Raw genomic sequence first — 13,903 nt, forward strand, 5'->3', positions numbered from 1 at the left:
TCCTAACGAATGTGGCCGTCGCCTGTGATGATGTACTTGTAGGTGGTCATTTCACGCATTCCCATTGGACCACGGGCGTGCATCTTCTGGGTGGAAATGCCCAACTCGCAGCCCAGACCGAACTCGCCACCGTCTGTGAAGCGGGTCGAGGCATTGACATAGACTGCTGCTGAATCGACATAAAGTGTGAAACACTCTGCTGTCTGGCTGTTTTCCGTCACAATCGCCTCGCTGTGCCCTGTCGAGTGTTGAGCGATGTGGCTGATAGCCTCTTCTACACTTGAAACGACCTTGACCGCCAAGATAAAGTCCAGAAATTCTGTATCAAAATCCTGCTCACCTGCCGGTGTAGATTGGTTGAGAAGAGCCTGAGCCTGACTGTCAGCACGTAATTCCACCTGACCAGCCAGAGCTTCTTCCAAGCGAGGTAGGAATTGGCTGGCAATTTCCTCATGGACCAACAAGACTTCCGCCGCATTGCAGACTGAGGGACGACTGGTTTTGGCATTGACCACAATCCGCAAAGCCTTGTCCAAGTCCGCATCCTTGTCCACATAGACATGGCAGATACCTGTTCCTGTTTCAATAACTGGCACAGTCGCATTTTCTACTATGGCTTGAATGAGTCCTGCACCGCCACGTGGCACCAAGAGGTCAATCTTGCCTTGGGCAGTCATCAACTCGGTCGCAGAGGCACGACTGGTATCTTGGACTAGCTCGATGACCTTAGGTGATAGGCCAACCTGCTCCAAACCAGCTTTGAGGGCTGTGACAATAGCCTGGGCCGAATGAAAAGCTTCCTTGCCACCACGCAAGATGACTGCATTTCCGCTCTTGATGGCCAAGGCAGCGGCATCTGAAGTCACGTTTGGTCGGCTTTCGTAAATCATTCCCACCAAACCAAAGGGAATGGATTTCTTGCAAATGTTCAAGCCGTCTGCCCGAGTAGATTCTTCCAAGACTAATCCGACAGGATCTGGCAAGCCAATCAAGGCCCGAATACCATCTGCCATGGCTTCAATCCGTTCCTCTGTCAGCAGCAAACGGTCCTGCATCACCTGGCTAATCTTGCCTTGGGCATTTTCCATATCGATGGCATTGCCTTCTAGGATTGCCTCAGTCTGAGCAACCAACTGGTCTGCCATTGCTGATAAGGCCTGGTTTTTCTGTTCTGTTGTCGCTAGGTTGATAGAAGCCTTGTGGACCAATAAACTATCTAATAATACTTGTGTTGTTGTCATAAATTTCTCCTATTTAGTCATTCAGTTTACTCGTTCGTCAACATAATCGAGATAAACTGAATGACTATAAACTAACCCAATCGTTGCGGTGAATCAACACGCCCTCTGCTCTGCCATTTGCCAACTGGTCCTGCAAGTCCTTGGAGGACAGTTTGACCCGACCTTTACCAATCAAACGATGGTCTGCTTGGCTGTAAACTTCTACGACCTGGCCCACTTCAAAGTCTCCTTCGAGGGCTTTGACACCAGTAGCTAACAAACTGCGGCCCTGGTGCAACATGGCATCAACCGCTCCTGCATCCACTTCAACCGCCGCGTCTGTCCGAGCATAGAAGGCCATCCACTGCTTGCGTTGGTTCATGGCATGGTCATCTGCTAAAAAGAGCGTTCCACGATTGGCTTGGGTGACCGCCTGTAAGAGGGCGGTATCCTCTTTTGAAGAGCAGATAAAGACGGGCACGCCTGACTTGGTCGCAATCTGGGCCGCCTGCAATTTGGTGGTCATGCCACCTGTTCCGTTGGACGAGCCAGCTCCTGCTGCCATGGCAAATAAATCTTCCGTAATTTCCTTGATTTCAGGCAAGTGCTGGGCAGTCGGAGCGCTGTTGGGATTGGCAGTGTAAAGTCCATCCACATCCGTCAAGAGCACCAAGAGGTCAGCTTTCAAGAGTGAAGCCACCTGGGCAGATAAAGTATCGTTATCCCCCACCTTAATCTCCTCAATGGCAATGGTATCATTTTCGTTGATAATAGGAATAGCACGTTGTTTGAGCAAGACCTGCAAGGCTTGAGAGGCATTCTGATACCTTCTGGCATCCGCAAAATCATCCTGAGTCAACAAGATCTGAGCTGACACAATGCCGTCTTTCATCAGGTTCTGCGTGTATTCCTCAATCAGCAAGCCTTGACCAACGGCCGCAGAAGCCTGTTTCTCCGCAATCTTAGTCGGCCGCTTGTCAAAGCCCAATCTCCGAAAACCAGCAGCGATCGAACCAGATGTTACTAGTACAATCTGATAACCCTTCTGGTGCAACTGTGCCAGCTGATTGGTAATCCGAGCGATTTTGATACGGTCCAAACTCCCATTTTCTTGCGTCAGAGAACTTGTCCCGACCTTAAATACAATTGTTTTTTCTGTCATAATCTCTTCTCACAAAAACTAATATTTGGAAAATTATACCATATTTTAATCATAAAGAAAATCACTGTTATTCGGCAAGGAGAGAGGGAATAGATTCCTAATCATGAGTAGCATTAAAAAAACGCTGGAAACAAAAGGAAGCCTTGTGGCTCCCTTTCAACTTATTCAAAAAAATCTTGAATAGCTCCTTCTATTTCTTTCGCATCCACACTTAACATTGAATAATCTTTCTCAAAGAAGGACAGAATTTGCTGTCCATAGCGTTTGGTGTAAACACGCGGGTCCAAAACCAAGACTAGTGAATCTTGTTTGTCATGGCGATTGGTACGACCGATGGCTTGTTTGAGCTTAATCATCATCATAGGCAGGCTGTAATCATAAAATGGATTTTTCCCTTCTTCACGCAGATGGTGATTGATTTTTTGTACAAACCGGTCCTTTGGATTGTCAAATGGGAGCCTTGTAATAACCTGAATCAATTGATTCTGACTGGCAAAGTCAACGCCCTCCCAGAATACACCTGTGCCGAGTAAAATTTGGCATTCCCCTCGTTCAAATTTACGTTTGAGAGTCATTTCCTGTCCATGCTTGTGCTGGGCTAGGTGGGGAATGTTATTGTCTTCTAACAAATCCGACACCTGCAAGAGCAGAGAAATCGATGTGAACATGACCAAAATCGGTCGTCCCAGCTCTGCTATTTCTCCTAAAGTAGTAGCCAAATAAGCTGCATGCTCCTCCTTGGTCCAAGCGAGGATATCGGGGAGATGAGTCGGAAAAAGCAGCTGCTGGTCGGTCACAGTTTGAGTCGGTATCAAATCCAAGGTGACCCGCTCAAAGCCCAGCAAATCCGCCAGACTGACCTTTTTGCTGATGGTCAAGGTTGCGCTGATGCAGAAAATCTTAGTATCTGGCAGGTAGTTGGTCGCATTTAGGAGGCTGTCCTTGGAGCCCCGCAAATAGGCAAGCCGCTTTTCTTCTAAATTTTTCTCCTCCAACCAAAAGGTATCGTAATAGTCTATGAGCTGATGCAAGTCGTTCAAATCAACATCTCCAAGCTCCTCCAGGTTCTGACCAAGTTGATGAAGTTCAGCCTTTTGAACCTCTCGTTGACCATGCTGACGAAAACGACTCAAAAAGTGGTTGAGTTCAAACTGGCACGACTCATACAAACGTTGGTCCAAAATAGTCATCGCTCTGTCCTTTTTACTTTGCAATACTTGTAACATACTTGTCAAATCTTGCGAAGCCGTCGCTAGATTTTCAGCAGCCAAGAGAAACTTTTGAGCTTCATCAATCACCACCAGACGCTTATCCATGAGAGGATCTTGATCCTTAAGATGGCTGAGAAAGTAAGCGTGGTTGGTAATGAGCAGTCTACTAGAGAGAGCTTGTTGGTTCAATCGTTGCCAAAAATCCAAGCCCCAGAAAAGACTTTCAGGCTCCAATTTCCCATCGTGGGCAATCTCATCAAAGTAAACTTGATAGCGTTGTTTTTGCTTAAGCTCATCCAAATCGCCTGTCGTAGTTTCGCATAACCAGACAAGCACCTGCATTTTGAATTGATTGACCAGGCGATTATCATCCTGCCTCTGCAGGGTTTTCCAGTAGTTGTCTAACTTGATAAAATGCTTGGGCGATTTTAGAGAGACTATAGGAATACGAAATATCTCTTTAAGCTTGCTCCCTTCCTTTTCCATAATCTGCTCTTGAAGGAGCTTGGTCGGTACGGTGACCAATAAAGGTTGGTCTGACTTAGCAAGTAAAGGCAAGAGATAACCGTAAGTCTTCCCCAAACCTGCCTGCGCTTGGATAAAATGCACTTTTTCTTCGTCAACCAAGCGTTTTTCTACTACTTGAGCAAAAGCAGTTTGTTTTTTTCGTTCATGCAAGCCGAGAAGGGCAATATTGGTCGAAAAATCTTCAGATAATCGGTAGGCTGACTTGATTTCTTCTGGCTTTTTCAAGACCAAGTCATGAATAGATTCTAAATCGTATGATAGATTTTCTGACAGAACAGGCACCATCTCATCAATGACCAGACGGGATTCAAAGAGCAGATTGTCCGCCAAATCAAGAATCTTTTCAACGATAGACCTGGGTAAGCTCTTTATTTTCTCTTGAATTTTGATGAGCAAGCGCGCCGTAGCCATGGCATCTGATATGGCCGTGTGTGCCTGGTCCAAACCAAGTTCCAAATGCTCTGCAAGGTTTCCCAAGCTATATTTTTCAAAAGTCGGAAAAAATAGCTGTGATAATTCTACCGTATCTACACGCGGTGTCAACAGTTCATAGCCTTCAAAAAAGAGTGCTTCTGCCAAGAGATTAGCATCAAACTTGACATTATGGGCTACAAAAATAGCATCTCCAATCATGTCATAAATGGTACTTGCTACCTGACCAAAATCCGGAGCCTGACTTAGCTGTTGGTCTGTGATCCCTGTCAGATTCTTGATATGGTCATCCAGTAGCTCATAGGGATTGATGTCCGTTGCGTAACTGTCAATGATTTCTCCATTTTCAACGAGAACAATCCCGATTTGAATGATTTTTGCATCGGTACCTGTACCAGTTGCTTCCAAATCTACAACGGCATACCGATTGCTTGTTCTTGTGTCTTTCATACTGTTCATTATAGCATATTCCCTCTCATGGAAAAAGCTCCAAACAAATTCCATGAAGAAGGCGTGTTTTTTTGTTAGACTAGTAACATCAGTAACTGTTAGAAGAAGGAAAAAGAATGATTATTCACAAATCTGTCAATCCTGTCGCTTTTCAAAATACCTACTACCTTGAAAATGATACCCATCTGATTATCATTGACCCTGGGAGTGACTGGACAAAAATTCAAGCAACTATCGAAAAAATCGGAAAACCAATTTCGGCTATTCTCCTGACTCACACTCACTATGACCATATTATGAGTTTGGACATTCTGCGTGAGACCTACAATTTCCCGCCTGTCTATGTGGCTGAAAGCGAAGCCAGCTGGCTCTATACACCAGAGATGAATCTATCAGGTCTACCTCGTCATGATGATATGGAGAATGTAGTCTGCCGACCTGCTGAAAAAATCTTCCAATACCAAGAAGACTACCAGTTTGACGGTTTTCATTTCAAGGTAGTTCCAACACCAGGTCACTCTATTGGTGGTGTTTCCTTTATCTTCCCAGAGGATGAATGTGTCATCACTGGAGACGCACTTTTCCGCGAAACTGTGGGACGTACAGACCTGCCAACCAGCAACTTTGATGACCTGATTACTGGCATCAGAGAGCATATCTTCACCCTGCCAAACCACTACACTGTCCATCCAGGTCACGGTCAAAATACCAGCGTTGGACATGAGAAAAATTTCAATCCATTCTTTAGATGACAAAGAAAACCTGCCTAGTTCTGATTGAACCAGGCAGGTTTTTTACCCGTGCTACTAGTTAAAATCAAAATAGCTTAGATTATAAGTCAGTAGGATTTGTGCAATCCGTAGCTGTAATCCGATCAGTCCTCTGGCAAAGAGTTGTTCTATATCAAACAAAGCTTATGATTCAAAAAAACGAGTTTCAATGGTTCGCCTCATGGCTAATAATCTCCATTTGTTATACTAATTAACTCCTTCCATGTTCTATCCTTCTGTTCCAAGTTGTCTTTAAACTCCTGACTAAATCTGCTAAAATCACAGATTACTGATAGCTTTCCAACAAGCAATTCACTACATAATCAGAAACTGGTGTAATAACATAGTTCAGAATATAGCCAGATAGAGTAACCTTCGAAACCATGGAACCACAAGTGTTTCAATACATTGCAACCAATATCTGCCTTCCTTCAAAAACTCTTACTTTATAGTTTCGAACAGGATGGAAAAGCTATCCTTGATGACAATAGTATCAGGTGAACATTGCTTACTCATTGCTTGATTCTCAACGAGTAGTAATTGGGTGTTTTTCTGGTTAATAGCAACAGAGATTTGGTCGTTTTTTAATAAGTGAATTTCAGCGACAGCCATTTTCCCGCATTCTTTACACTTGAACCGACGCTTTCTAAGATGGATAAGGAGAGAGGATTATCAGCTGCTTCTAAGCAAAGGATTTTAGATGCTCTTTGGAAGTCGTATTTCACTATTTGTCCCTTTCAGGCAGGACATTGGGGACACACAATCTAAGTGAGTTTCCACATCATATTCAGTCATGATAGCGATATTTTTGTCTTCTATTCCAAGAAAATTTGTAATAAGATCTTCGCTTTTCTATTTCTAGGCTCAGGAATCAAGAGTCACTCTCCTAACTCTTGATTTATTCCATATGGCCTCTTTCTAATGTAAGTTTTGTCGCTTTTCATTATAGGTCATATGGGACTTTTACATTTAAAAGGCTCCATAGTGGTTTTACCCGCTACAGAAATTATAGGACCATTTTTTGCCCATCCTCGGCTTATTTGTCACATACTTTACGGATCATGACGGACTAAAAATCATATAATAAAAAGATCCTATCCAACAAATATTGGAGTAGAATCTTAAGTTAATGATATTGGGGTAGCCCCCCACCGTTTTCACGAGTTCTTTTCATTGATTCTGTGGATGAGGGCGCAACCATCATGGATGTCTTGTTCAGTCACTTTTGCCTACATTATTAGTTTTTTACTGCATCGGTTGCAACATCCTCACCAAACCATTTTTGGGAAATTTCTTGGAATTTACCTTCTTTATATAATTCAGCAAATGCCTTATTAATGTTTTCTACGAGTGTAGTATCTGATTTACGAGCACCGACTGCGAAGGCTTCATTTTCAAAACCTGCATCAATGATGTTGTAATCTGCAATAATTCCCTCTTGTTGCAAGTAATAATTTGCATACACACGGTCAATCAAGAGGCCATCAATACGATCGTTTTTCAAGTCAATCAAGGCTTCATTGAAGGTCGCATACTGACTTGCATCGTTATTTTGAACAATATCTTTCAAAATAGCTGGTTGTGATTCAAATACTGAATAGCCAGATGAACCTGCTTGCGCACCTAAAATCTTATCCTTCATATCAGATACTTGGCTAATATTGGAAGATTTTTTGGTTACAAGAACTTGTTGGTTATCCATGTAGGGATTTGTGAAGAGAACTTTTTCCTTACGCTCATCTGTAATAGAATAACCATTCCAAATTAAATCAATATTCCCGTTATTCAATTCGGTTTCTTTCAAGTCCCAGTCAATTGGTTGCCATTTTACAGTAATTCCATATTTTTCAAAGACTACATTAGCCAAGTCAATATCGAAACCTGTGTAAGAACCATCTGTCTGTTCAAATCCCATTGGAACAAAGGTCTTATCAAAGCCAATCGTAACGGATTTTTCAGACTCGTAGGCTGTCCAATTATCAGACTTAGTAGCCGAATCATTGGAGCCACAAGCAACAAGAGTTAAAGAAGTTACAAGAGCAAGAGCTCCAAGCATCATTTTTTTAATATTCATCATCATATTTGTTCCTTTTCTTAGTGTTTCGGTTCAATTTTGATGATTTCATCTGCGATATTCTCAGCAAACTGCATATCATGGGTGACCACAATTTGCGTGATTCCAGTAGCCCTATTTTCAAGAATCAGTTTCTCAACTTCTTTTCTTAATTCAGGGTCTAGGGCCGAAGTTGGTTCATCATAGCCGATAATCTCAGGATCAATCATCATCGCACGCGCCAAAGCCACACGTTGTTTCTGTCCGCCCGATAATGAAAACGGGTAGGCAGTTGCGTGGTTAGCAAGTCCAAGAGTATCCAAGAGTTTAAGGGCCTTGTCTTCCGCCTCTGAACGCGACATATTTTGCGTTTTCATAGGAGAGAGAACCAAGTTTTCCAATACGGATAGGTGCGGGAAAAGCTGGAAGTCCTGGAAGACAAAGCCCAGCAAATGTCGTTTTCCCAACTCCTCTAATGGCAGTTCTTGACCATTGTACATCAAAGTTCCTGAATCAATAGTCTCTAAACCAGCCAACATCCGTAAAAGAGTTGTCTTACCACCGCCAGATTGACCAACGATGGCAACAATTTTCCCTTCGGGAATGACCAAATCATAGTTGGAGAAAATCTGTTTATCTTCAAAGCGTTTTGACAAATTGCGTAACTCTAACATGACTTCCTCCTATCTATAATAATCAAATTTCTTTTCTACTTGTTTCGAAATCAGTGTTACCGCACCGATCATCAATAGGTAGATTGCACCTGCGATAAACATAGGCGCCAAGCTGGCATCACGATTGGCAGCAGTACGACTAGCCAACAACAAATCGCTAACCCCAAGTGCATAGACCAAAGAAGTATCCTTTACCAAAGTCATGACTTCATTGAAAACACTTGGTAGGACAATTTTCACGACCTGTGGTAAGACAATGTAGCGAATGGTCTGAACAGGGGTAAATTTCAATACCTTAGCCGCTTCATACTGACCTTTTGGAATAGCTTCAATACCACCACGGAAAATTTCAGAGAAATAGGCCGCATAGTTGAGCGTAAAGGCCAGAATCACAGCAGGCATTCGGTCAAATGTAATACCCACACTTGGTAAAACGTAATAAACAAAAATTAATTGTAAAAGCAAGGGGGTTCCTCGCATAATTAATACATAGAAATGCAATAACCATTGTAAGGGTTTAAATTTAATCTGCATTAAAAAAGCGAAAACAGCTCCTAATGGCAAGGATAATATCAATACTAGAAAAAATACTTGCAAGGAGACTGCTGCACCATTTAGTAGACTGGGCAGAACTTCCAAAACATAATCCATAGAGCTCTCCTAAAAGAATTATTAGGTTCTAGTATATCAAAAAATATCCTTAATTTCAAAGAATTTTTCAGAATTTTTAATAAATTTAATAAAATTTAATAAAATTTTGTATATTTTTTCATTGATTTGAAAAAAGGTCCGAAATTCGAACCTTTTCTTCTTATTCAACAGTAACAGACTTAGCCAAGTTACGTGGTTTATCAACATCCAAACCGCGTTGCAATGTCGCATAGTATGCAATCAACTGTGTCGGAACGACCATAGCAATCGCTGACAAGAATGGATGAACAGTTGTAACAGTGATGTCATCTTCTTCCTTAGCTACTGCTTCATCTACAATTGTCAAGACATTGGCACCACGCGCCACTACTTCCTGAATATTGCCTCGAGTATGGCTTGCAAGGTGTGGATGATTTGAAATCAAGGCCAAGACTGGAACACCATCTTCAATCAATGAAATGGTACCGTGTTTCAATTCACCAGCCGCAAAGCCTTCACATTGGATGTATGAAATTTCTTTCAATTTCAAGCTGGCTTCCATAGAAACGTAGTAGTCACTACCACGACCGATATAGAATGCGTTGCGAGTGGTTGATAAGAGTTTTTCAACTTTTTCAGCAATCACATCTTTTTCTGACAAGCTGGCCTCGATAGATTGAGCTACGATGGACAATTCATGCACCAAGTCAAATTCTTTCGCGTAGGCATTGCCATTTGCATCACCGACAGCCTTAGCCAAGATTGCCAAAGTCGCAATCTGTGCAGTGTAGGCTTTTGTAGAAGCTACCGCAATTTCTGGTCCTGCATGGAGCAACATGGTGTAAGTTGCCTCACGTGATAGGGTAGAACCAGGAACGTTGGTTACAGTCAAACTTGGAATACCCATTTCATTAGCTTTAACCAATACCTGACGGCTATCAGCAGTTTCACCTGACTGGCTAATCATGACAAAGAGTGGCTTTTTGCTCAAAAGTGGCATATTGTAGCCCCACTCAGATGAAATTCCCAATTCCACTGGTGTATCTGTCAATTTTTCCAAGAAGTCTTTTGCGGCAAATCCTGCGTGATAGGAAGTTCCAGCAGCCAAGATATAGATACGGTCAGCTTCTTGTACTGCCTTAATAATATCCGCGTCAACTGTTACCTGACCAGCTTCATTTGTATAGGCGCTAATCAATTTACGCATAACAGTTGGTTGCTCATCAATTTCCTTGAGCATGTAGTATGGATAAGTTCCCTTACCAATATCTGATAAATCAAGCTCAGCTGTATAGCTACCACGTTCAATCGCATTGCCATCATAATCCATGACTTCAACACTATCTTTTTTCACGATAACTAATTCCTTATCGTGAATTTCCATGTATTCACTCGTCTCACGAATCATAGCCATGGCATCTGAGCAGACCATGTTATAGCCATCGCCCAAACCAATCAAAAGTGGAGATTTATTTTTGGCAACGTAGATAGTATCTGCATCCCTAGCATCAATCAAGGCAAAGGCATATGAACCTTGAATAATCTTCAATGCTTTTTTGAAGGCTTCTAGAGTTGACAAACCTTCTTCTGCAAATTGACCAATCAAATGCACAGCAATTTCTGTATCTGTCTGACCTTTCAAGTCATGACCTGCAAGATACTCTTCCTTGATTTCTGCGTAGTTTTCAATCACACCGTTGTGAACTAGGATATGTCCAGCAGTTTGAGAAGTGTGAGGGTGAGCGTTGTTCTCAGTTGGCTTACCATGAGTCGCCCAACGAGTATGACCGATCCCTGTTGTCCCTTCAGTCTTATCGCCAACTTTTGCAGACAATTCTGCAATGCGACCAACAGCTTTCACAAGATGGGCTTGCTCACCACCCGTCACAAAAATACCTGCTGAATCATAACCACGGTATTCTAATTTTTCAAGTCCTTGAATCAAAATATCAGTTGCGTTTGTATTTCCTACAACACCAACGATTCCACACATACATATCACCTACGATGTTTGTTAACATCGGCTTTCATTTCTTTAAAAATTGGTCTAATCTAATTTATATCTAAAAAGACCAGTGAAATCAGTATATAACAAGATTTCATCCTTGTCAACATTTTAATTGGTCTAGTCTAATTTCAAAATACAGATCCAGTCATCTCAATACAATAAAAAAAAGCTGATTCTACTGAACCAGCCCTGTCTTAATAAAACCAAATTCTGAAAGTGGACTAATCCGAAAAGTCAGTCTACCAACAATAGCCTCACTAGAAATCAAACCAAAACTACGACTATCCTGTTGATTCGTTCGTACATCATTCAACACCAAATAGTGCCCCTCTGGAATGACATTGTACTTTCCACTTGTCAATGTTTCCAATGTAAAATCATCTGTATAACTTTCTTGTGAATGAGGCGTTTTTAAATAGTTCTCTGTAACAATAATATCATTACGATAGAGAACATCGTCCATATAGGTAACCGTCTCGTTTTCCAATGCAATCACACGACTCACATACTCTTTTCCCTCATGGTTATACAAAATAAAATCTCCATGAATCGGGCGGACATTTCGCACCGTCATGATAAAGTCATTTTCCTTCAAATAACTATTTGCCATCTCAGGGGTAATCGTGACTGGCTCAAGTAACCAAAATCGTAGGCCAATGATTCCCAAAATCAATAAGACCAATAAACTGATTTGTTTTATTAAATCTCTTTTTACCATAATCTCTCCATTTCACTAGTATTATACCACAATTTAGAGCCATTAGTGTCTGAGATGCTGGTAAATCTCTTCAGCAATAACTTGATTTCCTAGCGGTGTCAAATGAAGACCATCGCTATAGTATTCAAGATGTCCCTCCGTCACAGTGTAAAGGTTAATAACTGGTAAACCAAGTTCATTTCCGATAGCTGGGATAATCTTTTGTAATTCATCTTCAATAATTTGATTATTCAATCCAAAACGACTGGTTGGTACGTAAGGCGGGATGACTAAATAAACATCTGGCTGGCTTGATAAAACCATATACTGCTCTGCCATTTCCCTATACTCTCGAATAAATCTCTCCCTATTCCAATATGGTCCTCGGCTATCGTTACTACCAATCATGATGATGACAATATCTGCTTCACTCTCAAGTGAAAGTTGGGCATTCCTCTCTTTAAAGTATGGAAAATCTGCAGTTGACTGAAGTGAACGCCCACTCAATCCGTAATTTGAAACTTGATAGTGATGACCAAGTTTCTCAGCTAGAATACAAGGATAGGCATCTTTTTCACGATTCTCCAAGCCATATCCATAAGTCAAACTATCTCCGACTGTTGCAACTTTTACGGCCCCACTTCCAACGGTTAGGACCTCAGGATACATTATATCTGACACACGAACTCCTCAATTTTTCTTATTTTCTATTGTATCATGTTGAAAAAAATAAATAAACTTCTGAATTTGTGATATAATTAACTTATGAAAAAACAAGTTATTATTATAGGCGGAGGAATTGTCGGCTCTACTGCAGCCTTTTATCTCTCCCAAGAAGAACAAGTCAATCTTACTCTCATTGATTCAGGTATTGGAACAGCCACACGAGCTGCCGCAGGTATCATCTGCCCATGGATGGCTCAGAAAAAAAATAAAGACTGGTACAAGCTGACTTCCGATGGTGCTGTTTTCTACCGTCAATTGGTAGCCGATTTGGAAAAATCGGGTGCTACTGAAATTCCATTCAAACAGACTGGAACCATCGGCCTAAAAAGTAAGCCTGAACTACTTGATAAAATCCAAAAAATTGCCGAAGAACGTCGCATAGATACTCCGACTATTGGCGAAATTACTCCGCTTGTAGGCTCCGAAATTAACCAGTACCTGCCACTACTTAAACCAGACTATTTTGGTATCCATTTAGAAGGTGGCGGTCGTATTGATGGTGGGCGTTTGATTGATATTCTTCAGGAACAATTTTTGAAAAATGGTGGTACACGTATCTACGGACAAGCAAAACTGCTCGACAACCATACTGTCGAAGTAGATAATCAAGTGCTTACTGCTGACCATATTATCTTAGCCACAGGGGCCTGGTTGCCACATATTCTTGAACCTCTTGGTTATCAAGTGGATGTTCGACCACAAAAAGGACAATTGTTAGAATTAGATACAGAATTCGATACTGATAATTGGCCAGTTTGTATGCCTTACGGAGAGATTGACATCCTACCATTTGAAAATGGAAAAATCATTATTGGTGCAACTCATGAAGATGATATGGGGTACGATTTAGAACTAGACCCTGAAAAAATCCAAGCCATGCATGATAAAATAGCCGAATTCATGCCTGATTTGGCAAACTATCCTGTAGCCAGAACTCGCATTGGAACGCGCGCCTATACTTCAACTTATTCACCATTCTACGGAAATATTGAGGATATGCCTAATGTCTGGGTAGCTAGTGGTCTAGGCTCTACCGGCCTGACAAATGGCCCAATTATCGGTTGGCAAATTGCTAAAGAAATTCTCAATCAAGAAACAAACTTTGACCGTACACCATATTCTCCAAATAGATATATTCTCAAAAAATAAGATACAATAAGTTTAGATTCTACTAACCCTTTAAATGTAGATACTAAGACTAGTTGTTATCCAACCAGTCATAACCACCCGTGAAAACGGGTGGCTTGTACACCGGCTATAAGCCGTTTCTCTCCAGCGACGTCTAAAGACGTTCGCTGAACTTCGTTCAGGTTAGTGCTATAATTACTTGACTAATGCCCGT

At 41.6% G+C, this 13,903-nt stretch carries 11 protein-coding genes and 1 pseudogene; 2 read left to right on the plus strand and 10 right to left on the minus strand.

The window, feature by feature from the left end:
• Window positions 1-2 precede the first annotated feature (2 nt).
• The 3 genes from ODU37_RS02055 to ODU37_RS02065 form a co-directional block, all read right to left on the minus strand.
• The gene (locus ODU37_RS02055; RefSeq protein WP_105242707.1) at window positions 3-1,241 is read right to left on the minus strand and encodes a glutamate-5-semialdehyde dehydrogenase; all 1,239 of its coding nucleotides are present in this window, start codon (window positions 1,239-1,241) and stop codon (window positions 3-5) included.
• A gap of 64 nt (window positions 1,242-1,305) precedes the next feature.
• Window positions 1,306-2,382 carry a glutamate 5-kinase gene (gene proB, locus ODU37_RS02060; protein WP_105135138.1) on the minus strand — a complete coding sequence of 359 codons (1,077 nt, stop codon included), beginning with the start codon at window positions 2,380-2,382 and terminating at the stop codon, window positions 1,306-1,308.
• Window positions 2,383-2,543: 161 nt separating this feature from the next.
• Window positions 2,544-5,012 (minus strand): bifunctional DnaQ family exonuclease/ATP-dependent helicase, encoded by a 2,469-nt coding sequence (locus ODU37_RS02065; protein ID WP_105242708.1) that lies wholly within the window; start codon window positions 5,010-5,012, stop codon window positions 2,544-2,546.
• 107 nt (window positions 5,013-5,119) lie between these two features.
• Here ODU37_RS02065 and ODU37_RS02070 point away from each other — a divergent pair, with 107 nt between their 5' ends.
• Window positions 5,120-5,755: an MBL fold metallo-hydrolase gene (locus ODU37_RS02070; RefSeq protein ID WP_024383062.1), complete on the plus strand. Its 636-nt coding sequence runs from the start codon at window positions 5,120-5,122 to the stop codon at window positions 5,753-5,755.
• Between the two features lie 528 nt (window positions 5,756-6,283).
• On the opposite strand, the pseudogene ODU37_RS02075 reads toward ODU37_RS02070, so the two are convergent.
• The 7 genes and pseudogenes from ODU37_RS02075 to ODU37_RS02105 all read right to left on the minus strand — a co-directional run.
• A pseudogene (locus ODU37_RS02075) lies at window positions 6,284-6,568 on the minus strand (ISL3 family transposase); the annotation flags it as partial.
• Window positions 6,569-7,010: 442 nt separating this feature from the next.
• The gene (locus ODU37_RS02080) at window positions 7,011-7,841 is read right to left on the minus strand and encodes an amino acid ABC transporter substrate-binding protein (protein WP_044759813.1); all 831 of its coding nucleotides are present in this window, start codon (window positions 7,839-7,841) and stop codon (window positions 7,011-7,013) included.
• Between the two features lie 26 nt (window positions 7,842-7,867).
• On the minus strand, window positions 7,868-8,500 hold the full coding sequence (locus ODU37_RS02085; protein ID WP_009909533.1) for an amino acid ABC transporter ATP-binding protein: 633 nt from the start codon (window positions 8,498-8,500) through the stop codon (window positions 7,868-7,870).
• A 9-nt stretch (window positions 8,501-8,509) separates the two neighbouring features.
• Window positions 8,510-9,151 carry an amino acid ABC transporter permease gene (locus ODU37_RS02090; protein ID WP_002940990.1) on the minus strand — a complete coding sequence of 214 codons (642 nt, stop codon included), beginning with the start codon at window positions 9,149-9,151 and terminating at the stop codon, window positions 8,510-8,512.
• A gap of 160 nt (window positions 9,152-9,311) precedes the next feature.
• Entirely contained in the window at window positions 9,312-11,123 is a 1,812-nt protein-coding gene (gene glmS / locus ODU37_RS02095; RefSeq protein ID WP_105105926.1) for a glutamine--fructose-6-phosphate transaminase (isomerizing), read from the minus strand.
• A gap of 190 nt (window positions 11,124-11,313) precedes the next feature.
• Entirely contained in the window at window positions 11,314-11,856 is a 543-nt protein-coding gene (gene lepB / locus ODU37_RS02100) for a signal peptidase I (RefSeq protein ID WP_023370783.1), read from the minus strand.
• Between the two features lie 42 nt (window positions 11,857-11,898).
• A complete protein-coding gene (locus tag ODU37_RS02105) occupies window positions 11,899-12,516 on the minus strand; it encodes a GDSL-type esterase/lipase family protein (RefSeq protein WP_044759147.1) in 618 nt (205 codons plus the stop codon).
• 84 nt (window positions 12,517-12,600) lie between these two features.
• Here ODU37_RS02105 and ODU37_RS02110 point away from each other — a divergent pair, with 84 nt between their 5' ends.
• Window positions 12,601-13,710 (plus strand): FAD-binding oxidoreductase, encoded by a 1,110-nt coding sequence (locus ODU37_RS02110; RefSeq protein WP_105151261.1) that lies wholly within the window; start codon window positions 12,601-12,603, stop codon window positions 13,708-13,710.
• Window positions 13,711-13,903: the final 193 nt, after the last annotated feature.

It is taken from the genome of Streptococcus sp. 2021WUSS109, from assembly GCF_044427305.1.
Lineage (GTDB): Bacteria > Bacillota > Bacilli > Lactobacillales > Streptococcaceae > Streptococcus > Streptococcus suis.